This window comes from Planotetraspora sp. GP83, from assembly GCF_041262585.1.
GTDB lineage: Bacteria > Actinomycetota > Actinomycetes > Streptosporangiales > Streptosporangiaceae > JAOEGB01.
This window is the reverse complement of the sequence record NZ_JBGCBZ010000003.1, coordinates 377,496-401,300: the sequence shown is the minus strand read 5'-3', so window position 1 is coordinate 401,300 and position 23,805 is coordinate 377,496. Positions and strand designations below refer to the sequence as shown.

The 23,805-nt window shown below is 71.9% G+C and carries 22 protein-coding genes and 1 riboswitch; of the genes, 9 read left to right on the top strand and 13 right to left on the bottom strand.

All coding sequences use genetic code 11. The annotated features are described in order from the left end of the window. Both trpD and ABH927_RS06660 read left to right on the top strand, forming a co-directional pair. Nucleotides 1–1,044, top strand: a complete 1,044-nt coding sequence (trpD, locus tag ABH927_RS06665) for an anthranilate phosphoribosyltransferase (RefSeq protein WP_370019021.1) — start codon at nt 1–3, stop codon at nt 1,042–1,044. A 176-nt stretch (nt 1,045–1,220) separates the two neighbouring features. Further along, nucleotides 1,221–1,895, top strand: a complete 675-nt coding sequence (locus tag ABH927_RS06660; RefSeq protein ID WP_370019019.1) for a sensor histidine kinase — start codon at nt 1,221–1,223, stop codon at nt 1,893–1,895. A 206-nt stretch (nt 1,896–2,101) separates the two neighbouring features. Here ABH927_RS06660 and ABH927_RS06655 read toward each other — a convergent pair whose 3' ends face one another. The 3 genes from ABH927_RS06655 to ABH927_RS06645 form a co-directional block, all read right to left on the bottom strand. Next, on the bottom strand, nt 2,102–2,389 hold the full coding sequence (locus ABH927_RS06655; RefSeq protein WP_370019017.1) for an Lrp/AsnC family transcriptional regulator: 288 nt from the start codon (nt 2,387–2,389) through the stop codon (nt 2,102–2,104). A gap of 158 nt (nt 2,390–2,547) precedes the next feature. Next, entirely contained in the window at nt 2,548–4,296 is a 1,749-nt protein-coding gene (locus ABH927_RS06650; protein ID WP_370019015.1) for a DEDD exonuclease domain-containing protein, read from the bottom strand. Nucleotides 4,297–4,463: 167 nt separating this feature from the next. After that, nucleotides 4,464–5,048: an acireductone dioxygenase gene (locus ABH927_RS06645; RefSeq protein ID WP_370019013.1), complete on the bottom strand. Its 585-nt coding sequence runs from the start codon at nt 5,046–5,048 to the stop codon at nt 4,464–4,466. A gap of 95 nt (nt 5,049–5,143) precedes the next feature. On the opposite strand from ABH927_RS06645, the gene ABH927_RS06640 reads away from it, so the two are divergent. Genes ABH927_RS06640 through mtnK form a run of 4 tightly spaced genes read left to right on the top strand, consistent with a single transcriptional unit; the run spans nt 5,144 to nt 10,162 of the window. Then, entirely contained in the window at nt 5,144–6,247 is a 1,104-nt protein-coding gene (locus tag ABH927_RS06640) for a substrate-binding domain-containing protein (RefSeq protein ID WP_370019011.1), read from the top strand. After that, nucleotides 6,244–7,932: a sugar ABC transporter ATP-binding protein gene (locus ABH927_RS06635; protein ID WP_370019010.1), complete on the top strand. Its 1,689-nt coding sequence runs from the start codon at nt 6,244–6,246 to the stop codon at nt 7,930–7,932. Before ABH927_RS06640 ends, ABH927_RS06635 begins: the two co-directional genes overlap by 4 nt. Further along, the gene (locus ABH927_RS06630) at nt 7,929–8,915 is read left to right on the top strand and encodes an ABC transporter permease (RefSeq protein ID WP_370019009.1); all 987 of its coding nucleotides are present in this window, start codon (nt 7,929–7,931) and stop codon (nt 8,913–8,915) included. Before ABH927_RS06635 ends, ABH927_RS06630 begins: the two co-directional genes overlap by 4 nt. Then, nucleotides 8,912–10,162, top strand: coding sequence for an S-methyl-5-thioribose kinase (gene mtnK, locus ABH927_RS06625; protein WP_370019007.1), 1,251 nt, complete (start codon nt 8,912–8,914; stop codon nt 10,160–10,162). The genes ABH927_RS06630 and mtnK overlap by 4 nt, the downstream gene beginning before the upstream one ends. A gap of 284 nt (nt 10,163–10,446) precedes the next feature. Here mtnK and mtnB read toward each other — a convergent pair whose 3' ends face one another. The 9 genes from mtnB to ABH927_RS06580 all read right to left on the bottom strand — a co-directional run bounded on the left by mtnB (nt 10,447) and on the right by ABH927_RS06580 (nt 19,196). Further along, nucleotides 10,447–11,079, bottom strand: coding sequence for a methylthioribulose 1-phosphate dehydratase (gene mtnB / locus ABH927_RS06620; protein WP_370019005.1), 633 nt, complete (start codon nt 11,077–11,079; stop codon nt 10,447–10,449). Further along, nucleotides 11,076–11,777 carry an acireductone synthase gene (gene mtnC, locus ABH927_RS06615; RefSeq protein WP_370019003.1) on the bottom strand — a complete coding sequence of 234 codons (702 nt, stop codon included), beginning with the start codon at nt 11,775–11,777 and terminating at the stop codon, nt 11,076–11,078. Before mtnC ends, mtnB begins: the two co-directional genes overlap by 4 nt. Further along, entirely contained in the window at nt 11,774–12,730 is a 957-nt protein-coding gene (locus ABH927_RS06610) for a nucleoside hydrolase (RefSeq protein ID WP_370019001.1), read from the bottom strand. Before ABH927_RS06610 ends, mtnC begins: the two co-directional genes overlap by 4 nt. Next, nucleotides 12,727–13,767: a hypothetical protein gene (locus ABH927_RS06605; protein WP_370018999.1), complete on the bottom strand. Its 1,041-nt coding sequence runs from the start codon at nt 13,765–13,767 to the stop codon at nt 12,727–12,729. The genes ABH927_RS06610 and ABH927_RS06605 overlap by 4 nt, the downstream gene beginning before the upstream one ends. Continuing rightward, nucleotides 13,764–14,675, bottom strand: a complete 912-nt coding sequence (locus ABH927_RS06600; RefSeq protein ID WP_370018998.1) for an ABC transporter permease — start codon at nt 14,673–14,675, stop codon at nt 13,764–13,766. Before ABH927_RS06600 ends, ABH927_RS06605 begins: the two co-directional genes overlap by 4 nt. Further along, the gene (locus ABH927_RS06595; protein WP_370018996.1) at nt 14,672–15,934 is read right to left on the bottom strand and encodes an ABC transporter permease; all 1,263 of its coding nucleotides are present in this window, start codon (nt 15,932–15,934) and stop codon (nt 14,672–14,674) included. The genes ABH927_RS06600 and ABH927_RS06595 overlap by 4 nt, the downstream gene beginning before the upstream one ends. Continuing rightward, on the bottom strand, nt 15,931–17,487 hold the full coding sequence (locus ABH927_RS06590) for an ABC transporter ATP-binding protein (RefSeq protein ID WP_370018994.1): 1,557 nt from the start codon (nt 17,485–17,487) through the stop codon (nt 15,931–15,933). Before ABH927_RS06590 ends, ABH927_RS06595 begins: the two co-directional genes overlap by 4 nt. Before the next feature lie 2 nt (nt 17,488–17,489). Then, nucleotides 17,490–18,530: a BMP family ABC transporter substrate-binding protein gene (locus ABH927_RS06585; protein WP_370018993.1), complete on the bottom strand. Its 1,041-nt coding sequence runs from the start codon at nt 18,528–18,530 to the stop codon at nt 17,490–17,492. Nucleotides 18,531–18,629: 99 nt separating this feature from the next. Then, a complete protein-coding gene (locus ABH927_RS06580) occupies nt 18,630–19,196 on the bottom strand; it encodes a GNAT family N-acetyltransferase (protein WP_370018991.1) in 567 nt (188 codons plus the stop codon). A gap of 139 nt (nt 19,197–19,335) precedes the next feature. Between ABH927_RS06580 and ABH927_RS06575 the strand changes: the two genes are divergently transcribed. The 3 genes from ABH927_RS06575 (at nt 19,336) to ABH927_RS06565 (ending at nt 22,838) form a co-directional block, all read left to right on the top strand. Further along, the gene (locus tag ABH927_RS06575; RefSeq protein WP_370018990.1) at nt 19,336–20,652 is read left to right on the top strand and encodes an NYN domain-containing protein; all 1,317 of its coding nucleotides are present in this window, start codon (nt 19,336–19,338) and stop codon (nt 20,650–20,652) included. A gap of 160 nt (nt 20,653–20,812) precedes the next feature. Continuing rightward, on the top strand, nt 20,813–21,757 hold the full coding sequence (locus ABH927_RS06570; RefSeq protein ID WP_370018989.1) for an NlpC/P60 family protein: 945 nt from the start codon (nt 20,813–20,815) through the stop codon (nt 21,755–21,757). Nucleotides 21,758–22,066: 309 nt separating this feature from the next. After that, a riboswitch (cyclic di-AMP (ydaO/yuaA leader) is annotated at nt 22,067–22,225 on the top strand. Between the two features lie 121 nt (nt 22,226–22,346). Beyond that, nucleotides 22,347–22,838, top strand: coding sequence for a C40 family peptidase (locus tag ABH927_RS06565; protein ID WP_370018988.1), 492 nt, complete (start codon nt 22,347–22,349; stop codon nt 22,836–22,838). 87 nt (nt 22,839–22,925) lie between these two features. On the opposite strand, the gene ABH927_RS06560 is transcribed toward ABH927_RS06565, so the two are convergent. After that, nucleotides 22,926–23,678: an NAD(P)H-binding protein gene (locus ABH927_RS06560; RefSeq protein WP_370018986.1), complete on the bottom strand. Its 753-nt coding sequence runs from the start codon at nt 23,676–23,678 to the stop codon at nt 22,926–22,928. Nucleotides 23,679–23,805 lie beyond the last annotated feature (127 nt).

Genomic DNA, 23,805 nt, shown 5'->3' with positions numbered 1-23,805 from the left:
ATGGACACGCGCACGACCTGGCCCTCGCTGCTGAACGCACTGCTCTCCGGCGAACACCTGACGTCCGGCGAGGCGTCGTGGGCCATGGGCGAGATCATGTCCGGTGCGGCGACGCCGTCGCAGATCACGGCCTTCGTGGTCGCGCTGCGGGCGAAGGGCGAGACGGTGGCCGAGGTGACCGGCCTGGCCCGGACCATGCTCGACATCGCGACCCCGCTGTCGGTGGAGGGGCCGGTCGTCGACATCGTCGGCACGGGCGGAGACCGGGCGCACACCGTCAACGTGTCCACCATGGCCGCGATCGTCGCGGCGGCCGCCGGGGCCCGGGTGGTCAAGCACGGCAACCGGGCCGCCTCGTCCCTGTGCGGCGCGGCGGACGTGCTGGAGCACCTCGGCGTCGCCCTCGACCTGGCCCCGGAGGCGACGGCCCGGGTCGCGGTGGAGGCGGGCATCGCCTTCTGCTTCGCGCCGGTCTACCACCCCGCCCTGCGGTTCGCCGGCCCGACCCGCAAGGAGATCGGGGTTCCGACGATCTTCAACTTCCTCGGGCCGCTGACCAACCCGGCGCGGCCGTCCGCCCAGGCGATCGGCGTCTACGACGCGCGGATGCTGCCCGTGGTCGCCGGCGTCTTCGCCGAGCGCGGCGTGTCCGCTCTCGTGTTCCGGGGCGAGGACGGCCTCGACGAGCTGTCGACGGTGGCTCCCTCCACGGTTTTCGTCGTCCGCGAGGGCACCGCGACGCAGACGACGTTGGACCCGGCCGATATCGGGATCCCGCGCTCGCGGCCGGACGACCTGCGCGGCGGCGACGTGGTGTTCAACGCGGCAGCCGTACACGACCTGGTGCGGGGGAAGGCGGGCCCGGTGCGCGACGCGGTGCTGCTGAACGCCGCCGCCGCCCTGGTCGCCCTCGACGGCCCCGGCGACGATCTCGTCTCCGAGATCGGTACGGCCTTCGCCCGCGCGGTGGACGCCGTCGACTCCGGCAAGGCGGCCGAGACGCTCGACCGGTGGGTCGAGGTCAGCAGGTCCTACAAGTCATAGAAGGAAGCCGGGGAGAGCTCGGAATAACTGGGAGGACCGGTGAGGGCGGCGTCCGCGCAGCCCGGGGAGGCGGGCGTTCGCGCCCGCTGGGGAGGACATCGGTCCGCCCGTGGACGGATCCGGCGTCCTCCTGCGAGGGGACGCCTCGGGCGCGGCGGGAGACGTACCGTGCCCGCATGACAGCCCGCGTGACGCGCCTCTTGCTGCTCCTGGCCCGTTTTGTGACCGTCCGGCGCGCCCGTGTGCCGGATCGCCCCTCCCACGGTGATCCGGTGGCGACGGAACGGCTGCGCATCGCGTCTGAGCTGCATGACGTCGTGGCCCATGACCTGAGCGTGATGACCCTCGGCGTGGGGGCGGGCCGTGTGATCATGGACAAGGACCCGGAACGGGCCCGGCAGACGTTCCGCGAGGCGGAGGAGTCGGGCCGCCAGGTGCTCACAGACCTGAAGCGGATGGTGGCCCTGCTCCGCGTGGACGGCATGGCACGGGCGCCGCAGCCCCGCCTCGACGAGATGGACCGCCTCCTCGACGGCTTCAGGGCCGGCGGCCTTGTCGTCTCGTTCGCCGAGGAGGGGACCAGGGGCACGGGATCCACGCTTGAGCTGTCGGCCTACCGGATTGTCGAGGAGGCCCTCGGCAACGCCGTCCGGTACGGGAGGGCCCGCGAGGCGTCGGTCACGCTCCGGTGGTTCCCCGCCATCCTGGAGGTCGTCGTGCAGGACGACGGCCTGCCGCGCGACCGGCTGGTCGGCACATGGGAGCGGGCGGCGCTCTTCGGCGGGTCGGTGTCGGCGCACGCGCGGCCGGGAGGGTTCGAGGTGCGCGTCCGGCTCATCCGCCCGAGCTGACCGTGTGACGCCTGTGACGCCGAGCTCTCCTCTGTGACCGCTGTGACGCCGCACGACTGTGATCTCTTGTTTTGGTGCGTGTGACGCCTATGACTCACGTGGCGGCGTCGTTCCGGCCCGACGATGTGACTGGTGCTGGAGGTGTGGCTCCGGCCCGGCCGTACGGCACCCGCTTGCCCGCGCGATCGCCGACCCTCGCGGCCCGCTCAGTCGGACTCGTCGAGGCCGATCGAGAAGGCCGCCTCGAGATCGTGCCGCGAGTACGTCCGGAAGGCGATGTGCGTCTCCGTGTGGTTGACACCGGGCACCTTGTTGAGGCGGCCGGGGACGACCTCGGCGATCTCCTCGTAGCGCTGGACCCGCACCATGGCCAGCAGGTCGAACTCCCCGGTGATCGAGTAGACCTCGCTGACGCCGTCGAGCTCGGCGATCGTCTGCGCGACCTCGGGAATCCGATCGACATCCGCCTTGATGTGCACGATCGCGGTGACCATTCGCGTCCTCTCCTGCCCTGTCGCCACTACGCCTTCCGCCCTCTGACATTAGTGCCCTCCTGTCATTCTCTGTCCCGTCGCGTCGCCCGTCGGCACCTTCAGCGCGCCACCCCGGACACCGCTCCTCGCGGGCGGATCTCGCCGATCGGGGCGCCGTGTCATCGCAGCGGTCTTCCCTCACGGGGCTGGCGGGTCCGCAGGCCCTGGTAGGCCCGGTCGATCCGCTCTCGCAGGCGGCCCGCGCCGTACGCCGGGAGGCTCCACCCGCCGTGGGCCGCGCCCTCGATCTGGACCAGGCGGACGCCGGGGGACTCCAGCCAGCGCAGGACGCACTCGGTCTCCTCCGCGCTGGCGGCCGGGGTGGGGCCCGGGCCCGGCGTGACCGTCTCGGCCGTGGCCACCAGGGCATCCACGTAGGGCGTCGGGTGCGCGCCTCGCGGCATCACCCCGGCGGCGGCGAGCCTGCCGTACCGGATGACGTGGATGTCCCAGCCGCCGTCGAACGCGGGGCTCGCGGCCACCATGTGCGGGATGGCCGTGAGGGATCTCAGCCGCTGCATGCGGGCCGCCGCCCTGACGTAGGCCGCGAGCCGGTCCCGGTCGACGGCGGCCTCCTCGTACCGCTGCTCGGCCGACAGGCGCAGCATGCGCGCCTCCATCGCGGAGAAGACGACCTCGGCGTCGCGCTCCATGGCGTGCCTGGCACTGTGGACGTGCCGCGCGTAGCCCTCCTCGGTCTCCCTGCCCTCGCAGGGGGCCCCGCAGCGGCCCAGCTCGGCCAGCGTGCAGGCGCTCCGCCTGATCCTGGGGGAGAGGCGCTCGGTGCACTGCCGCAGCGGCAGCGCCTCGTGCATGGCCGTCCTGGCGTCGTCGGCCGTGCGGCTGCTGCCGAAAGGGCCGAGATAGGTCGCGCCGTCGTCCTTGACCTCCCGGACGACGCTGAGCCGGGGGAACGGCTCGTCGGTCAGCTTGAGCCAGACGGCCCGCTCGGGGAACCGCGACCGCTTGTTGTAGCGCGGTTTCGCCGAGCCGATCATCCGCAGCTCGCGGATCTCGGCCTCCAGGCCGGTGGCGCACACGATCGTGCGCACCCGCTCGGCGATGCCGACCATCTCGCGGATGCGGGAGCGGGTCTCGCTCGCCGTGAAGTAGCTCCGGACGCGGTTGCGCAGGTTGGAGCTCTTCCCGATGTAGAGCGCCTCGCCCTTGGCGTCCTCGAAGAGGTAGACCCCGGGCGCGCTGGGGACACCCTCGGCGAGGTGGCGCTTGCGCTGCTGCTCGGGCGTCGGCGCCCGGACGAAGCTCCGCAGCTCCTCAAGGGTCTGCACGCCGAGTGAGCCGACCCGTCCGATCAGGCCGTGCAGGACGTCGACGGTGGCCTTGGCGTCGGCCAGCGCCCGGTGGCAGGGCTCCGTGGCGCTGCGGAAGATCCTCGCCAGCGTGCCGAGCTTGCAGTTGGGCGTCTCGTCGCGGGTGAGCACCCGCCGGGCCAGGTCGGCGGTGTCGACCACGGGATTGGCGGGCGGAGGGTAGCCGTTCACCGCGCAGGCCGCCTTGATGAAGGCCAGGTCGAACGGCGCGTTGTGCGCGACCAGGGCCGCCCCCTGGATGAACTCCAGGAAGCTCGGAAGGACCTCGGGGAACCTCGGCGCGGCGACCACCATCGCGTCGGTGATGCCGGTGAGGACGGAGATGAACGGCGGGATCGGGCCGCCCGGATCGACCAAGGTCGCGAACTCGCCCAGGACCTCGCCCCCGCGCACCTTCACCGCGCCGATCTCGGTGATCGCGTGCTCGTGGGCCGATCCCCCCGTCGTCTCCAGGTCGAAGACCACGAACGTCACGTCCCGCAGGGGAGTGCCGAGCTCGTCCAGCGTGCCCTGTACCGCGTCCACGGCCAAGACCATAGAGATCCCGACCGACATTTGCGCCGCCGGGCTCTCCCGGGCCCCGCGCCGGCCGCCCTGACCCGCGCCCTCCGGCCGCCCTGACCCGCGCCGCGGGCGCGAGGCCCGTGCGCAGGCACGGGCGTCGCGCGCCGCCTGATTCATACAGGCCGATTCAGGCCGGGGGATCAGCGGGCGGTGCGGCGGGCGGCGATGGCGTCGAAGCCCGGGATGCGGCTCGAGATCGTGTCGCCCGTGAAGTCGCCCACCCAGCCGTCGTCGTCATGGAAGAAGCGGATGGCGGTGAAGTCCGGCTCGGTGCCCATGTCGAACCAGTGGGTGGTGTTCTTCGGAACGCTGAGCAGGTCTCCGGCCTCGCACAGCACCGCGTGGACCTTGCCCCCGGCGTGCAGGTAGAAGATCCCGGAGCCGTCGACGAAGAAGCGGACCTCGTCGTCGTCGTGCGTGTGCTCGTTCAGGAACTTCTGCCGGGCGGCCGCCGCCTTCTCGGGCCACTCGGGGCTGTCGTCGGGGTGAAGCTGGGCGACGTCGACGAAGGTGTAGCCCTCCTCAGCGACGACGCGGGCGACCTCATCGCGGTAGGCCTCCAGGATGCGCTCCTGGCCGGCTCCGGCCTCCAGGCCCTCCACGACATCCCAGTGCCGCAGCCGTACGTCGATCTCCTTCAGCGCGGCCGCGATCTCGTTCGCGTCCTCGGTCTCCAGGAGGGTCTGGGGAACCTCGCCATCGGTGTAGACGGTCAGAAAAGTCATGTCCTGATTGTGCGCCGTCCGCACTCTTATCGGCAATTCCGATCATACTAGTCTGAAAAGTGGACATTAATCCCTTAGGTGCCTATCATCCCCATGTGATCCACGCAAGACTCTTCGGTGCCGTCCTCGGCGCGCTGGTGCTCGCCGGCTGCTCCCAGGGAAGTCCTACAACCACCACCGGCGCTTCCAGCAGCAACGCCGCCACCACCGCTCCTTCTTCCGCTTCCGCGTCCAGCCCAGCGGCGGCCGTTCCGGCCAAGTTCGCCGGCGGCGGGGTCAAGATATCCCTCGTCAGGCAGCTCTCCTCGGGCGACTACTTCGAGCAGTGGCTCGCCGGGGCCCAGGCTGAGGCCAAGGCGCTGAACGTGACCCTCGACGTCTCCAGCGGCGACGGGAACAACGACAAGCAGGCGCTCAACCTGGAGCAGGCCATCGGCCAGAAGCCCGACGCGATCATCGTCGACCACGGGTTCGCCGAGACCGTGCAGCCCACGATCAAGAAGGCCGTGGCCGCGGGGATCCCGCTCGTCGCCTACGACGTCGACCCCGGCTCGCCGGAGGCCGTGGCGCTGACCCAGGACGACCACCAGATCGCCGGGCAGGCCCTGGACGCGCTCAAGGCCGACACCGGAGGCAAGGCGGACGTCGTCTACGTGTACGTCGCGGGCTTCGCCCCGCTGGACCGCCGCAACGAGACGTGGACGCAGTTCAAGAAGGACAACCCGGGCGTCAAGCAGGTGGCCCAGATCGGCGTCGTCAACAACTCCACCGCCGCCGCCGTGGCCGACCAGGCCAAGGCCGCGCTGACCGCGAACCCCGGCGTGAAGGCGGTCTTCGCGCCGTACGACGAGTTCGCCAAGGGCGCGACACTCGCGATCAAGGAGCTCGGCCTGCAGGACAAGGTCAAGGTCTACGGCGCGGACGTCTCCACCGCCGACATCGGCGTCATGACGGAGCCTCGCAGCCCCTGGGTCGCCACGTCCGCCGCCGACGCGTCGAACGTCGGGCGCATCGCGGTGCGCGCGGCCGCGCTCCTGGTCGCCGGTCAGCCGGTGGACCACGCGCTCAAGGTGCCCCCGGCGCTCATCACGCAGAAGCAGCTCCACGACGGCGGCATCGCCAGCGTCCAGCAGCTCACCCAGGCCGTCCCGGCCCTCCAGACCCCCGACGTGGCACGGGTGCCCTGGGTCGCTCCATGAGCGAGGCCGCCGAGCCGGTGGTGTCGGTCTCGGGGCTGTCCAAGAGGTACGGCGTGACCTGGGCGTTGCACGACGTGACGCTCGACATCCGTCCCGGCGAGATCGTCGGACTGATCGGGACCAACGGCGCGGGCAAGTCCACGCTGATCAAGGTGCTGTCCGGCGCGACCCCGGCCACCTCGGGCACGGTCACACTCGCCGGGCGGGCGTTCCAGCCGGGCGGGCCTCTCGACGCGATCGCGGCGGGCGTGCAGACCGTGCACCAGAACATCGACGACGGAGTGGTCTTCGGGACGACAGTGGCCGAGAACCTCACCCTCGACTCGCTGAGCCGCCGCGGCTCGGGCTGGTTCACCACCCGGGCGCGGACCAGAGCCGAGGCCCGGGAGATCGCCGCCACCGTACGGCTGGCCGCCCCGCTCGACGCCCCGGTGGAGACGCTGTCCGCCAGCGAGCGCCAGCGGATCGTCATCGCCCGCGCGGTGTCGAGGCGGCCCCGGCTGCTCATCCTCGACGAGCCGACCTCGACGCTCTCGTCCGTGGAGGCGGACCTGCTCCTGGACACGGTCAGGGAGATGGCCGCCGCCGGGGTGGCCGTGCTGTACGTCTCGCATCGGCTGGCCGAGATCGAGGACCTCTGCCGGCGGGTGGTCGTCCTCCGCGACGGCCGGGTGCGGCGGACGCTCGCCGCGCCCTTCGACCGCAGGGCCGTCGTCGAGGCGATGCTCGGAGACGCGTGGGAAGCCCTGGACCAAGGCGCGGACCAAGGCGCGGACCAAGCCCGGAACCAAGGCATGGACCAAAGCCTGGACCAAAGCCTGGACCAAGGCATGGACCAAAGCCTGGACCAGGGCCGGGGAGACGCCGCCGCGCCGAAGCGGGACCTGCCGCGGGTCCCCGCGGTTCCGGTGGCCCCCGTGGTTCCAGTAGCCCCGGTGCTCGCGGCGGCCGGGATTCGGACCAGGCCGGACGGCGAGCCGTTCGGCTTCGAGGTCCGCGCGGGCGAGATCGTCGGCGTGACCGGCCTCGTCGGCTCGGGCAAGACCGAGCTGCTCGAACAGCTCTACGGCGCCCGCCCGCTGTCGTCGGGCGAGCTGCGCCTGGGCGGCCTGCCGTACCGGCCGCGTGACCCGCACGCGGCGGTGGCGGCGGGGGTCGCGTTCGCCGCGGAGGAGCGCTCGGCCCAGGCGATCGTGCCCGGCTGGTCGGTCCGCGCGCACGTCACGCTCCCCAGGCTGCGGCACCACAACCGCGCGGGGCTGCTGTCCCGCCGTTCCGAGAGCGGCTCGGCCGCGACCGTGGTCGAGCGGTTCGGCGTGCGCGGGCCCGGCGGCCCGGCCCCGGTCGAGGCCCCGATGGAGACCCTTTCCGGCGGCAACCAGCAGAAGGTCGTCGTGGGCCGATGGCTGGAGGCGTCGCCCGCGCTGCTGCTCCTCGACGAGCCGTTCCGCGGCGTGGACGTGGGGGCGCGGGCCGACATCGGCCGCACACTCGCCGAGCACGCGGCGGAGGTCGCGGTGATCGTCGCGTCGTCGGACCCCCAGGAACTGCTCGGGCTGGCCGACCGGATCCTGGTCCTCCATGAGGGAGACCTGGCAGGGGCGATCCCCGCCGCCGACGCGACCGCCGCACGTCTGGCGGCCCTCATGTCGGGCGCGTCCGGAGCGCCGGGGGCGGCGGCATGACTGCCCGCACGGTAGCCCTCGTCCAGCGTTACGGGCTCGTCGTGGTCCTGGTCGCGATGCTCGCCGTCTTCTCCCTGGTCGCCCCGGCCTTCGGCACGTACGGCAACGCCCTCATCGTGCTCCAGTCGGTCGCCGTCGTCGGCGTGGTGGCGCTCGGCGTGACCGTCTCGATGACCACGGGCGGGTTCGACCTGTCGGCCGGGGCGTGCGTCGGCTTCGTCGTGATGGTGACGGCGCTCACCATGGTCAGGTTCAACCTGACCGGCGGCACGGCGATCGTCGCCGGCCTGATCGCCGGTCTGGTCGTGGCCGGGATCAACGTGCTGCTGACCGTGGTGGCGAAGGTCCCCGACCTGGTGGCCACCCTCGGGACCATGTTCCTGTTCCAGGGGCTCGCGCTCATCGTCACGTCCGGCCAGTCGGTGTCGGCCGGGATGACGATCGGCGGGTCGCCCGCCCCGGGCCGGTACACCGAGGGGTTCGTCTGGCTCGGCGGCGGCACGGTCGGGTCCGTGCCGGTGCCCGTCATCGTGTTCGCCGTGCTGGCCGCGGCCGTGTTCGTGTTCCTCAACCACACCCGCTGGGGCCGCGCGCTCTACGCCATCGGCGGGAACGCCGAGGCGGCCAGGCTGGCGGGCATCCGCGTCGGCCGCTACCGGGCCATGGCGTACGTGATCTCCGGGCTGTGCGCCTCCGTCGGCGGCATCCTGCTGTCCGCCAGGCTGGGCCGGGGCGACGTCGGCGCCGGTGATCCGTACCTGCTGCAGAGCGTCGCGGCGGCCCTCATCGGCTTCGCCGTGCTCGGGGCCAACCGGCCCAACGCGCTGGGCACCGTCGTGGGCGCCCTGTTCATCGGAGTGATGATCAACGGCCTCACGATGCTCAACGCGCCCTACTACACGCAGACCTTCGTCCAGGGAGCGCTGCTCGTGGGCTCCCTCGTGGTGAGCTACACCGGACGACGTGAAAGGAAGACGACGTGACGACCACGGTCGACGCCGGCCAGTCCTATGAGCTTCTCTCGGCCGAGACCGTCCCGGCCTACATCGCCGGACGGGCGGCGCTGCGCCGCCTGATCGACCCGGCCGCGATCACTCAGGTGCGCGAGGTCGGCGACGGGAACATGAACCTCGTGTTCGTCGTGGAGGCCGCGACGGGGCGGGGGCTGGTGCTCAAGCAGGCTCTGCCGTACGTGCGGGTCGATCCGACCTGGCCGATCACGCCCGAGCGGAACGGGTACGAGGCGCGGGCGCTGCGTGCGCACAACTCGGTGGCGCCCGGTCTGGTGCCCGCGTTCTACGACGCCGACGAGGCCCGGCACGTGGTGGCCATGGAGGACCTGTCGGACCATCGGGTGTGGCGCGGCGCGCTCAACGAGGGTCTGCGCCACGAGGGAGTGGCCGCCGGCCTGGGCAGATACGTCGCTCGTGTGGCGTTCGGCACGTCGGTCTTCGGGCTCGGGGCCAAGGCGCACAAGGCCGCGCTCGCCGCGTCGGTCAACCCGGAGCTCTGCGAGATCACCGAGGACCTCGTCTTCACCGAGCCGTACATCCGGCACGAGCACAACCGGATCCTCCCGGCCAACGAGGCCGACGTGGCGGCCTACGCCGGTGACCCCGAGGTCCGCACGGCCATCGGCGCGGCGAAGCTGGCCTTCATGACGCACGCCGAGGCGCTGATCCACGGGGACCTGCACACCGGATCCGTCCTCGTCCGCGCCGAGACGCCGGAGATCCCGGCCTCCACCAGGGCCTTCGACATCGAGTTCGCCTTCTACGGCCCCGTCGGCTTCGACATCGGCGCGCTGTGGGGCAACTACCTGCTCGCCGCCGCCCGTGGATTCGCGCTCGGCGACGAGGCCCACGCCGCATGGGTGCTCGGACGGGCGGAGGAGACCTGGCGGGCCTTCCGAGAGGAGTTCACGGCGCTGTGGCCGGATCGCGCCGACCCCCGCGTCTTCGGCGACGGCGTGCTGGAGGGCTACCTCGCCAAGGTGTACGGCGACGCCGTCGCGGCCGGCGCCGCCAAGGCGGCCCGCAGGGTGATCGGCTTCTCCCGGGTCGCCGACATCGAGACGCTGCCCGAGGAGGAGCGGGTCCGGGCGATCCGGGGCGTGCTCCGGGCCGCCCGGCTGCTCCTGGTTGAGGGGGTCAGCGTGGAGAGGGCCGCCGTCACGGACCCCGCCGCCCTGTTCGACCGCGCCGGCGAGATCCTCAGCGACGCCACCTGAAGAGCCGCGTCGCCGTGATCATGCAGGGTTTCCCGAGAAGCTCGGGGACGTGCTGTCCCGGATCGTGATCATGCACGGATTCCGCCGCATACGGTTTGATCAGCGCTGACACTGTTTTGATCATGCGATGTCCGTCCGGCGGGCGCGTCCTCGTCATGCATGATCACGCTGTGCGAAGCGCCAGGCAGGGCGGCGTGTGCGGGAACACGTGCATGATCACGCTGCGGGAAGCGGCAGGCGGGGGGTGCGTGCGGGAACCTGTGCATGATCACGCCGGGGGGGGGTCAGCCGATGGCGAGGGCGTAGGACAGGAGCCACTCGACGCACTCGGTGACGTGCCGCGCCCGCGTGAGGTCGGCCCCCCAGGCGTACATGCCGTGGGAGGCGACGATCACGGCGGGCGTGCGCGGGTCGTAGGCCGCCTCGAACCAGTCGCCCAGCTCGGCCATGTCCTGGCTGTTGCGGATCACCGGGATGACGACCTCGTCGTCGTGGGCCAGGCGGCCGATGCCCTTCAGCGTCTCGACGTCGCGCAGGCGCACTCCGCCGGGCCAGCGGTGGCCCGCCACCACGGCGCTCAGCGCGTGGACGTGGACGACCCCGCCGGCGCCGGTCAGCGCGGCCACGCGGGCGTGCAGCCCGGCCTCGGCGGAGGGGACCAGTGGGGGGACGCCCTCGACGGCCACCGGATCCCCCGTGGGGCCGACGACGGCGACGTCCGTGGCGGTCAGCTCGCCCTTGTCCAGGCCGCTGGCGGTCACGGCGAGCCGCAGCGGGTCGCGGGAGACCACCTCGGACAGGTTGCCGGACGTGCCGCGCATCCAGCCGAAGCCGGTGAACCGCGCCGACTCGACGGCCAGCCGTCCGCCGGCCTCGTAGACGCGCCCGGCGGTGAGCGCTTCCGTCATGCCGGTCATGAGACCTTGACCTCCTCGAACGACGCGACGACGGGATGGGAGCCGAAGCCGGCGTGCTCGCTCGGCTCCCCGGGGCGGCGCAGCCCCGTCGTGTGCCAGCCCGCCGCCGCGGCGGCGTCCAGCTCGGCGGGCACATCGGACAGGAAGAGCAGCCGGTCGCCCGGCTCGCCCAGGGCCTCCGCGATGCGGGCGTAGGACGCCGCCTCGCGCTTGGGGCCGGCGTTGACCGTGTCGAAGTGCTGCTCCACCAGGGCGGAGAGGTCTCCCGCGCCGGTGTGCCTGAACCAGGGGCGCTGGCTGGCGACCGACCCGGACGAGAACACGGCGAGCCGCCGCCCGGACTCGTGCCACTCCCGCAGGGCGGGCGGGACGTCGGGGAAGAAGTGCGCGGTGAGCTCGCCCGCCGCGAACCCGGCCGCCCAGATCTGGCCCTGCAGGGTCTTCAGTGGCGTCGCCTTGACGTCGCCGTCCATCCACTCGTGCAGGGCCTTCACGACGTCGGCGGTCGTGGCCCCCTCGGGCAGCCCGGCCTGCCGCCGCGTGTCCGCCACCGCGGCGCGGACCTCGGGGTCGTCCGGATGGCCGTCGATCCACGAGCCCAGCCGGGGCCGGGCGTAGGCGTAGAGCCCGACGTGGACCGACTCGGTGGAGCTGGTCGTGCCCTCGATGTCCAGCACGATCCAGGAAATCTGTGTCATCGGGTCAATACCTCCACGAAGTCGGCGACGAAGCGGCTGGCGTCCACGGCCGTGATCACCCGTGTGCCGGGCGCGGGCTCGTACGGGAAGGAGGGCGGCAGGCCGTCCACGGTCCGCATCAGGCGGGCCCGCGACAGGAAGCCGTCGCTGACCACGTTGACCGGCCCGTCCGTCCACGCGGTCGCGAAACCGGGATCGAGGAGGATCCCGGCCGCCAGCGGGTCGTGCAGCGGGATGATCCGGCGGCCCCACTCGTTCTGGTAGAAGTCCAGGTACGCCTCGAGGATCTCGCTCGCGAACCGCGCCCGCGGGGTGCCGGTCGCGCGGAGGGCCGCGATGGCCCGCTCGTCCAGGATCGTCCCGGCGGTGACGTTGACGCCGACCATGACCAGCTCCCGGCGCGGCGCGGAGAAGACGGCCCGCGCGGCCACCGGGTCGTTGTTGATGTTGGCGTCGATCATCAGCAGCGTGCCCGGCTCGGCGTACGGCCCGGAGCCGCCCATCAGCACGACGGAGCGGTATTTGGTGAACAGGTCCGGGTCGATGCGCAGCGCGAGCCCCAGGTTGGTCAGCGGGCCGAGCGCCAGCAGGTCGAGCTCTCCGGGCTGCTCGTTCGCCAGCCGTACGAGCAGCTCCGCCCCCGTCTCGCCGGTCACCTCGGGGAGCGGGCGGTCGTAGCCGCGGTCGCCCAGGCCGTCCTTGCCGTGGACGTAACCGGCGATGTGCGCGGCCCCGGCCAGCGGCTCGGCCGCGCCACGGGCGATCGGGACGTCCAGCTCCAGCAGCCGGGTGACGTAGCCGATGTTGCGCGTGGCGTCCTCCTCCACGCAGTTGCCGAACACCGAGGCGACGGCGACGATCTCGGCGTCGGGACGGCCCGCGAGATACAGCAGGGTGTGGGCGTCGTCGATGCCGGTGTCGGTGTCCACGACGACGCGGCGGACCTGGCTCATGAACTCTCCTCAACGAAATGCTGTGACACGTGCTCCGGCCGGAAGGCGCCGCGCTCGGTGACGATCCGGGTCACCAGCCCCGGTGGGGTGGCGTCGAAGGCGGGGTAGTAGCCGGTGGTTCCCTCGGCCGCGCTGCGGGTCCCGAGGACGTGCAGGACCTCGTCGCCGTCGCGGTGCTCGATCACCACGTCGCCGATGACCGGCGCGAGGGGGTCGGGCGCCTGGACCAGCGCGTAGAAGGGAAGGTCGAAGGCGCGGGCGGCCAGCGCGACGCCGAGCGTGCCCACCTTGTTGACGACGTGGCCGTCCATCGTCACCCGGTCGGCGGCGGTCAGCGCCACGTCGGCGAGCCCGTCGGCCATCGCCGCCGCCACCATGCCGTCGGTGATGACGGTCGGCCGGTAGCCCATCTCCACGAGCGTCGCGGCGGTCAGCCGCGCCCCCTGGAGATAGGGGCGGGTCTCGGTGCAGACGAACTCCAGCCGCTTGCCCGCCTCCTGGGCGGCCTCGACCGTCGCGATCAGGTAGGCGTCCGCCCAGCAGTGGGTGAGCACCTTGGCGCCGTCGTCCAGCAGCGCCGCGGCGTGCCGGCCGAGGGCGGCGCTGCGCGCCCAGTAGGCGGCGTCGTGCTCGGCCCCCGCCGCCGTGACGGCCTCGACCAGCTCGTCCCCGGACGCCTCCGGCAGCGGGCCGTCCACGGTGGCCGCCAGGATGGCCTGTACGGCGTCGCGGATGTGGTTGTTGGTCGGGCGGGTGGCGACCAGCCGCCTGCCGGACGCCCGCAGCCGCTCGGCGGCGCGGCCCGGGGGCTCGTTCCTGGCCTCCCGGGCGGCGAGCGTCATGCCGGCCGTCGTCGCGAACAGCGGGCCCGAGCTCTGGGTGACCATCTGCTCGATCGCCACGGCGACGTCCTCGCTCGTGGCGCAGTGCACCCACCGGCGCTCGAACGGGTAGACCCGCCGGTCGAGGATCTCCACGCCGCCGCCGGAGAGCCGGACGGAGTCGGCCAGCGCCGGGCGCCGGGTTCTCGTGCTCATGTGAACTCCAATCGGGCCGAGCGCCGCCTGCCCGCCGCGCCGGCGAGGACCAGGGCGAGCAGGGTGATCACGTAGGGCGCGGCGTCGGCGAGCTGCTGCGGCAGGCCCACGCCCTGGAGCCGGAAGCCGAGGGCCTCGGCCACGCCGAACAGGAGGCAGGCGCCGAGCACGCGGTACGGCCGGACGCCGCCCAGCATGACCGCCACCACGGCGACCCAGCCGCGGCCCGCGCTCATCCCCTCGCTGAACAATGTCACGTTCCCGAGTGCGAGCTGGGCCCCGGCCAGCCCGCACAGGGCGCCCGCCACGAGCACGACCCCGTGGCGGTACGGCCCGACCTTGAGGCCCAGCGACTCCGCCGCCTCGGGGTGCTGCCCGATCCCGCGCAGCCGCAGCCCGGAGCGGGTGCGCTTCAGCCACCAGGCCGCCGCGACGACCAGGACGAACGCCACCGGCACCAGTGGAGACTGCGGCCCCAGGGCCGGGCCGATGACGGGGATCCTCCCGAGGCCCAGGGCCGCGAGGGTCGGCAGGCCGCGCAGGTCCGGGGAGGTGTAGGTGCCGCCGCTGCCGAGGATCTGGCGCATCAGGAACGACGTCAGGCCGAGCGCCAGCAGGTTGAGGCCGACCGCCACCACGACCGGGTCGGCGCGGAAGGTCACCGCGGAGATCGACAGGACGGCCGAATACAGCGCCGTCGCCGCCACGCCTCCCGCGACGCCCCACCACGCGTTGCCCGTCAGGTGGCTGACGACTACGGCGTTGAAGGCGCCGAACAGGAGCTGGCCCTCCAGCGCCATGTTGAAGACGCCCGACACCGAGCAGAGCAGCCCGCCGAGGGCCGCCAGGACGACGGGCGCCGTGGCGGTCAGGACGGACGCGACGAAGGTCCATTCCAGGATGTTCACGACTCCGCCTCCGTAATCTGGGCCGCCCGCCTCACCTGGCTCATCTGGGCCGGCTCCGTGCCCGGCGCTCCGGCCTCCACCGGCTCCGAGGCGTGCGCCGTGGTCGCGGGCCGCCCCGCGACCCGTCGCCGGCGTTTTCCGGTGCGGTGCCGTACGGTCGCGAGGACCGCGACGATCACGATGATCAGCCCCTGCATGATCTGGGTGAGCTGGCTGGGCACGCCCGCGTCACGTTCCATGCCCTGCCCGCCCACCTGCAGGATCGTCATCAAGGCCACGGTGAACGGGACCACAATCGGCCGCCCGGTCGCCAGCAGCACCGCCGCGATGGCGGTGAAGGTGTATCCGGGGGCGGTCAGCGCGCCGTCGACGAAGCGGAACGGCGGGCCGAGCACGATCAGCCCGCCCACCAGGCCCGCGAACGCGCCGCCGCCCGCCAGCGTGGCGATCGCCAGCCGGTCCACCGGGACGCCGCCGTAGCGGGCGAACTCCCGGTTGGCGCCCGTCGCCCGGATCTCGTAGCCGAGAACCGTCCGTCCGTCGACGTACAGCCAGGCCGCCGTCAGCAGAAGGATCAGCGGCAGGCCGAGGGTGACGTAGCCGCTCTCCCCGGCCGACGGCAGGTGCGCGCCGTCCGGGATGAGGGGAGTCTGCGCGATGCCGGTGCCGGGTTCGGCGAGCGGGAAGCGGACGAGGTAGGACGCGAGCGCCACCGCCGGGGTGCTGATGAGCAGCGTGGTCACGATGGCCGGGAGCCCCAGCCGCGTCCGCAGCGGCGCGGAGACCCCCGCCACCAGCGCCCCGGTGAGCGTCGCGGCGGCGAGCGGCACGATCACCGCGATCCCGGCCGGGAGCGGCACGCGCAGCGCCAGCGCCGCCGCGACCACCCCGCCGAGCGCCATCTGACCGTCGCCGCCCAGGTTGAACTCTCCCGTGCGAAGGGGGATCGCGAACGCCAGCGCCATGCCCAGGGTCGGGACGAAGGAGGCGATCGTGTACTCCAGGTTGCCGTCGGCGACCGCGCCCCTGATCAGGGCCGGGTAAGCCCGCGCCGGATCGACCCCCACGAGCAGCATGACGAGCGTCGTCAGCGCCAGCGCCCCGGCGATCGCGAGCACGGCGGTGCCGCTCCTGTCCACGACGGCGCCCAGAAGGCGGTTTCCCGGGCGGCTCGCGTCCTGGTTCGCGTCCTGGTTCGTGTCCCGGCTCACGACCCGGCTCGTGTTCTGGCTCGTGTTCTGGTTCGTGTCCCGGGTCATGACTCGGCTCCCGTCATGGCGGCCCCGAGTCGCTCGTCGCCGGCCTCGTCGCCCGGGATCTCGGCGACCACCCGGCCCTCGTACATGACCAGGACGCGGTCGGCCAGCGCGCGCAGTTCACTGAGCTCGCTCGACTGGAGCAGCACGGCCTGTCCCCGGTCGCGCGCTTCGAGCAGCAGCGCGTGGATCTGCTCCTGCGCGCCGACGTCCACGCCCTGGGTCGGCTCCTCGACCACGATCACCGGCGTCCGCCGGGACAGCTCGCGGGCGAGCACCGCCTTCTGCGCGTTGCCTCCGGAGAGCGTCGAGATCGGCTCACCCACGGACGCGGCCCGGATGGAGAACCGCTCGACCAGCGCCTTCGCGCGATCCCGGACCGCGCGGCCGGACATGCCGATCCTGCCGCGCAGCTCCGGCGCCCGATGATCGCCCATGGCGAGGTTCTCCGCCAGCGACATCGCAGGAGCGGTTCCCCGGCCGTGCCGGTCTTCGGGGACGTAGGCGATCCCCGGCTCCCTGCCTCGCCGTACGGGCTCGCCGGACAGCAGCACCTCGCCCGAGTCGCCCGGCCCGAGCGGGCGCAGGCCCGTCACGGTGTCGGCGAGCTCCCGCTGGCCGCTGCCCGCGACGCCCGCGAAGCCGACGATCTCGCCGGGCCGCACGCCGAAGGAGACCCCGGAGAGCCGCGCTACGCCGTCACGGTCGCTGACCGTCAGGTCCCGCACCTCCAGCGCGTACGGCTCGGCCGCCGGATCCGAAGCGGGGTGCGACGAGGTTCGCGAAGGGGCGCCCGACGAGGAGCGGGGCGTGCCGAGGGAGCGGCCGATCATGGCGACGACCAGCTCGTCCGCCGTCGTCTCCGCGGTCGTGAACACGCCCGTGACCCGGCCGCGGCGCAGGACCGTCACCCGGTCGCTCGCCGACAGCACCTCGCTGAGCTTGTGCGTCACGAGCACGACCGACACCCCGGTCTCCGTGACCGTGCGGAGCACGTCGAACAGGCGGGCCGCCTCGCCCGGGGTCAGCACCGCCGTGGGCTCGTCGAGGATGAGGACCTCGGCCTCGCGGTAGAGCGCCTTGAGGATCTCCACCCGCTGGCGCACCCCGACGGGCAGCCGCCCGACCTGGGCCGAGGGGTCGGCCCGCAGGCCGTAGAGCTCCCCGAGCCGGTCGACCTCGCGCCGGGCGGCCGCCAGGTCGAGAACGCCGCGGCGGGCCGGCTCGGCGCCGATCACGACGTTCTCGGCCACCGTCAGCTCGGGGAACAGCCGGAAACGCTGGTGGACCATGCCGAGCCCGTGGGCGATGGCGTCGGCGGGGGAGCGCAGGCGGATCCGCGACCCGTTCCTGAGGACGTGACCGGCGTCCGGCCGGTGCATGCCGTACAGGATGGACATGAGCGTGGACTTGCCGGCCCCGTTCTCGCCGACCACCGCGTGGATCTCGCCTCGCGCGATCGCGAGGTCGATCCCGTCGTTCGCCACGACGGGACCGAACCTCTTGGTGACGCCGACGAGCTCGGCCGCCGGGGCGGCATCGCTGCCGGTCGGCATGCCTAGCCCGCCAGCGGGTCGGCGACGGCGACCTTGCCCGCGACGATGTCGTCGCGCACCTGCTTGACCTTGGCGATCACCTCGGGGCTGGAGGCCACGGTGCACTGCGAGGACGCCACGTCGCCGTCCAGCGCGTTGACGCCGACGCCGCCCTCGGCCAGGCCGTACACCTTGGTGCCTCCGGTCTTGCCCGCCGCGATGTCCTTGATCGCGGCCGACTCGGCAACGTCGACGTGCTTGATGACGTTGTCGATGATGTTCCCGGGGCTCTGGGCGCACTGGTTGACGTCGACGCCGAAGGACTTCGCCCCGGCCGCCGCCACGGCCTCGAACACGCCCTGGTTGCCGCCCGACGCGGACGCCGCGACGACGTCCGTGCCTCGCCCGATCAGCGTCTGGGTCTGCGACTTGGCCCGCGCGGGGTCGCTGAAGGGGTTGCTGCCACCCACGTACAGCGGGGTGCCGGCGGTCTTGGGGTTGACCGACTTGGCGCCGGCGAAGAACGGCTCGATCCACCGGTGCATGAAGGGCGTGTCGAGGGGGGCCACCACGCCGATCTGGCCGCTCTTGGAGAGCAGTCCGGCCTCGACCCCGGCGAGGTAGGCCGCCTCGTGCTCCTTGAAGGAGACGCAGGTCAGGTTGGGGGCCTGCGTCTTGGCGCAGGAGTCCACCTGGAGGAACTGCAGGTCAGGGTGCTGCTTCGGGACGGTGCTGAAGACGTCGTCGAACGAGAAGCTGATGCCCACGATGATCGTCGGCTTCGCGCGGACCGCCGCGTCGAGGTTCTGCGCGATGCTGTTCGGGTCCTTGCTCTCGTAGAGCTTGAACGAGGCGCCGATCTCCTTCGCCGCCGCCTCCGCGCCCTTGACGCCGAGTTGCAGGAAGCTGTTCGCGCCGACGGGGTTCGGGCTGATCAGGATGACCGACTTGCTGGGCGCGGACGACCCGGCCTCGGTGCTGGAACTCGTGCCGCATGCGGCGAGCACCAGGGCGAGCGCCGCGCCGGTAGAAGCGAAGAGGCCGGTTTTCAGGGTGGTTCGCATGTTATGTCGTCTTGTTCCTTCAGTGCCACCGTCCGGGGGGATATGCCCGGCTCAACACCGCGCAGCATATAGACATATTTCCTACCCGGACAACGTGGATTAGCCGGACGCCCTCTCCGACCACTCGCGGCGGAGCATCGCGTAGATCAGCTCATCGCCCCATTCGCCCTTGAACAGCTCGTTCTCCACCAGGTGGGCCTCGCGCCGCATGCCGAGGCGCTCCATGAGCCTGGCCGAGGCGGTGTTGCGCGCGTCGCAGCGGCCGAATATCCGGTGCAGCCCCAGGCCGTCGAACCCGAGCCTGAGGATCTCCCGCGCGGCCTCCGTGGCCAGCCCGCGGCCCTGGTGGCCGGGATGGAAGACGAACCCGATCTCCCCTTGGCGGTGCTCCCGGCTCCGCCAGAAAAGGCTCAGGTCCCCGATCAGGGCGCCGCTCTCCCGCAGTTCGGCGGCGACGCTCAGCGCCCGCCCCTCCTGCCGGAGCTCCGAGCCGCCGATCTTCTCCTCCAGCACGGCCCTCGTCTCCTCGCGGCTGTGCGGCTCCCAGTAGAGGTAGCGGGTCACCTCGGGGAGAGAGCGGAAGGAATGCAGGTCATCGAGGTCGCCGGGGGCGAAGGGTCGGAGCAGCAGCCGGGGGGTTTCGATGGGGTAAGGAGGCTTGAGCATCCGGAAAGCGTATGTTCGTGCCCGCGAGGGAGGCCAACGGTTATCGCGGAGCCCGCGGATGGGGAGATCGCGAAGGCGACTTTCCCAGGGGCGCGGCAGCCGTACCCTTAGATGAAGGACAAGTACAAGGAGCGACTGGATGAGTTCAGCCGGAGAGGGCCTGTCTCGTCCGTTGCCCGAGCAGGTCCGGTTACATGTCGTGGAGCTCGCGGCGCAGGTGCTGGGCTCGATGCCCGCGGCCACGGTTCCGCCGCCGCTGCGGGGAATCGCGAGGTTCGACCCGCGCAAGCGCGCCCGCCTCGGCAGCGCGCCGATCGCCGCCCAGCTGGAGAGCGACAAGGAGTTCCGCGAGCTGGTGGCCGAGGCGATCCAGACGGCCTGGCCCGAGCTGGTGGCCGGCCTCGCCGAGGGCACGGTGCCACCGGCGGCCGAGCCGGTGCTGGTCGCCGCCGCCGCCTACCTGACGCGCCCGCCGGGCTGGCCGGACCTGGTGGAGCAGGCGCGGGCGGACCTGGAGCAGGCGGCCTCCATCGGCACCCAGCGGGAGCAGGCGGAGACGCGGCTGCGCGAGCAGCTCGCGGCCCAGCGCGCCGCCGCGAAAGAAGAGGTGGACCGGGTCCGCGAGCAGCTGAGGGCCGCGCGCGCGGAGAACTCGGACCTGCGGCGGAAGCTGCACGACGCCCGCGAGCGGGTCAAGGCCGCCGAGGCGAGGGCGGCCGAGCTGGAGGCGGAGACCGCGGAGACCCGGGCCAAGGTCGCTGGCGCGAACGGCGCGGCCGAGACCGAGGTCCGCAGGCTCAAGGAGCGCCTCGCCGACGCCGAGCGCCAGCTGGAGGCGAGCCGCCGGGCGGCCCGCGAGGGGCGCAGCGTGGAGGACGCCCGCATCCGCGTCCTCATGGACGCCCTCCAGGACTCGGCGGCCGGGCTGCGCAAGGAGCTCGCCCTCCCCACGACGATCAGCAGGCCGGCCGACTACGTGACGGCGGTGACGCCGGGCGCCCCCAGCGTCGGCGCGGTCCCCGCGCGGGCGCTCGCCAACGACGATCCTCAACTGCTCGACCAGCTGCTCGCGATCCCGCATCTCCACTTGATCATCGACGGGTACAACGTCACCAAGACGGGCTATCCGTCGCTCACTCTGGCCGACCAGCGTGCCCGGCTCCTCACGGGCCTCGGCGGCCTCGCCGTACAGGCCCGGGTGGAGGTGACCTGCGTCTTCGACGGCGCCGAGCTGAACGGGCCGGTCCAGGTGTCGGCGCCGCGCGGGGTCCGGGTGATGTTCAGCGCGCCGGGGGAGATCGCCGACGACCTGATCCGGCAACTGGTGCGCGCCGAGCCCGCGGGGAGGCAGATCGCCGTCGTGTCCTCCGATCGGGAGGTCGCCGAGTCCGTGCGGAGGATGGGCGCCCGGCCGGTCCCCTCGACGCTGCTGCTCCGCCGCCTCGGCCGCAGCTGATTACGGTACGACTGATTACGGTACGGCCCGTACCCCTTGCGCTCAGTCATGAATGCCGTGAATACCTGCGAATAGGTTGAAGCTTCATGATCGCCTGAGTAGAGTCGCGCCGCGGGTTTCGGACTATTCCCAGGGGGCCTGAGTGCGAGGGCGTGTACCGGTGGCCGCTGGACTGGCCACCGCGTTTCTGTTGCTGCCGATCGCGGGCGCGCAGGCCGATCCCAAGCCCACAGTCGCACAGGTCAAGGCCAAGCTGCACAAGCTGAACACCCAGGCCGACCAGCTCGTCGACCGCTACAACGCGGCCAACGAGAAGTGGAAGAAGGCCAAGAAGCAGTACGGCGCGCTCAACGACGACTACAAGCAGCGGTACGGCAAGGTCGAAGCGCTCCGGGAGGGCCTCGTCTCGATCGCCGTGAACAGCTACCAGACCGGCGACTTCGGGTCGTGGGGCGGCGTGTTCTACAGCACGACCCCGGAGACGACGCTCAGCGGCCTCGCCGCGCTCGACCAGGTCTCCCTGGCGCGGACGACGCAGCTCCAGGAGTACGAGAACGCCATCAAGGGCCTCAAGCAGCGGCGGGACCAGAAGAAGACGGTGTTCGACCAGGCCGCGAAGGTCAAGGCCGACCTGGCGGAGCAGAAGGACCAGGTCGAGAAGCTCGTCAAGCAGCAGACGCGGCTGCTGCGCGATCTCGGGGTCTTCAACGCCGGCAATCCGAACAGCCCCGGCGTCGTCTACAACGGCCCGGCGTCGGGCAACGCGCGGGCGGCTCTGGAGTTCGCCTACAAGCAGGTCGGCAAGCCGTACCGGTACGGCGGGACCGGTCCGGGCTCGTGGGACTGCTCGGGGCTCGTCCAGGCTTCCTGGAACGCGGGCGGAGTCAGCCTGCCCCGGACGAGCTATGAGCAGTGGGCGTGGGGCGCGAGCCGCCGGGTGTCGCTCGACGAACTGCAGCCCGGTGATCTGCTCTGGCACGCCGGTTACGGACACGTGGGCCTGTACGCGGGTGACGGCAAGGTCGTCCACGCCCCTCAGACGGGGGACGTAGTGAAGATTGTCACACTCTCCGAGTACAACGCCGTGGGCGCCGTCCGCCCCTAAGATCATTAACTGCCGTGACTCATGTGACTAATGTGACGGCCTTCAGGTTGTGTTGCGCGAATTGTGAGCAGCATCACATTTTGGGAAATTCCGTATGGGTATGCTGCGGTTTTCTCTTTACCTCCGACCTCATTCGATCTTCATTCATGGTCCGCGCTTTGCCTGAAGCGGGAATCGCTAGGTAGCTTCTGGCCCGCGGCGAGCACGCCATGCCCGTCGGAAGTTCGGCCACCCGGCCGATTTCCCACCGAAAAATCCACGTGTCGCCGTCGTCGTCAACAGCCATCCCCCCGAGGGATCTCTGTGGCGGCGGTGACCTTGCCGAGTCCGTGCAGTCAGGAGGCACGGAGCCGGGGAACCATTCGACCTTCCATGAAGGTCCGGGGTGAATCGGCGCTCACAGCGCCGTAGGGCGACTTCCCCGCCCGAATCCGTCAGCTAACCCGGTAGGCGCAAGCGGAAGACCATAGGAGAGATCCTGTCTACCACCCCCGCACGTCTGTCCCGTATTGCCCGCCTCTCCCTGGGGGGCGTCGCGCTGACCGCTTCAGTCGGAGCCATCTCCGTACCTCCCGCGTCGGCCGACACGGTGGCAGTCACGGTCACCAAGGTGGCCACGGCGACGTCCGCGAAGACCGTCTCCACCCGGTCGACGTCGAAGAAGGCGTCGGCCAAGAGGTCCAAGAAGAAGATGAAGCTGAGCAAGGCCGCACGCCAGCAGGCCAGGGCTCGGCGGGCCGTCAGGGCCGCCAAAAGGCACATCGGCGACCCGTACCGGTGGGGAGCCACCGGCCCGCGGGCGTTCGACTGCTCGGGCCTCGTCCAGTTCGCCTGGCGCAAGGCCGGCGTCAGGCTGCCCCGTACGACATGGTCCATGCGGAGCGCCGTCCGGAAGAAGATCTCCTGGGGCCACCTCAAGCCTGGTGACCTCATCTTCACAAGCGGCGGTGGCCACGTCGGCATCTACGTGGGGCACGGCAAGATGATCCACTCGCCGCACACCGGCGCGCGGGTACGGATCGACAGGCTGGACTCCTACCGCAGGCGCACCTTCGCCGGAGCCGTTCGCCCCGGCACCTGACGGAGACCGGTTTCCCCCTCGGGGACGCCGGGCTGTGAAAGGGCCGCCCCACGATCGTTGATCGTGGGGCGGCCTCTTTCGTCGTTCCTACCTCCGCAGGCGGTCGGCGACGTGCTCGGCGGGCCTGCCGAGCACCCGCTCCAGGTCGTCGCTCTGACGTTCCAGCGCTCCCATGCGAACCTGCGTGTTGAGCCAGCTCATCGGCCCCGGCCCGGCGTCCGGCACCTCCCGGTAGGTCAGGCCGAGCGTGCGGGCAAGCTCCGGGTAGCTCCACAGCGGTCCGGTGAAGTCGTAGGCGCGGCCCAGGTGCCCGTCGCCGGTCAGCACGTTGGCGGCGGCCTCGGCCAGGTCGGAGCGGAAGGCGGTGTTGAGCCCCCGCCCGCCGGTGCTGCTGGTCAGCTCTCCGCCGGAGACACGCGGGAGGAACGCCTCGCTGTAGTAAGGGTGGCGCAGCATCGTGTACGGCAGGCCGCTGTCGAGGATGGCCTTCTCAGTGGCGTGGTGGGCCTCGGTGACGCCCGTCGGAGTGGTGTCGGCGCCCAGGAAGCTGGTGTAGGCGATGGCCCCGACCCGTACGTCCTTGGCGGCGGCGACGGCGGCCAGGTGCTGGGAGATCCTGCGCGCCGGGTCGAGCTCCGGGGAGGAGATGAGCAGGAGCCGGGCGGCCCCGTCGAACGCCTCCCGCAGGCTCGCCGGGTCGTCGTAGTCGCCCCGCCTCACCTGGACTCCTTCGGGGGCGCGGGCGGGGTCGCGGACGGCGGCGACCACGTCGCCCCTGGTGCGCAGGCGGTCGACGACCAGGCGGCCGAGCGCGCCGGACGCGGCCGAGATAACGATCATTAAGGCTCCTTTGAAGATCGCTCCTAGTCAACTCCCGGCGGAACGGCCGCCGCCACTGATTTTCCGCCGGGAGCCGAGCGGTGACGCGCGACCCGAGCCCCGCCTTCCGGCGGAGGCGGATGTCAAT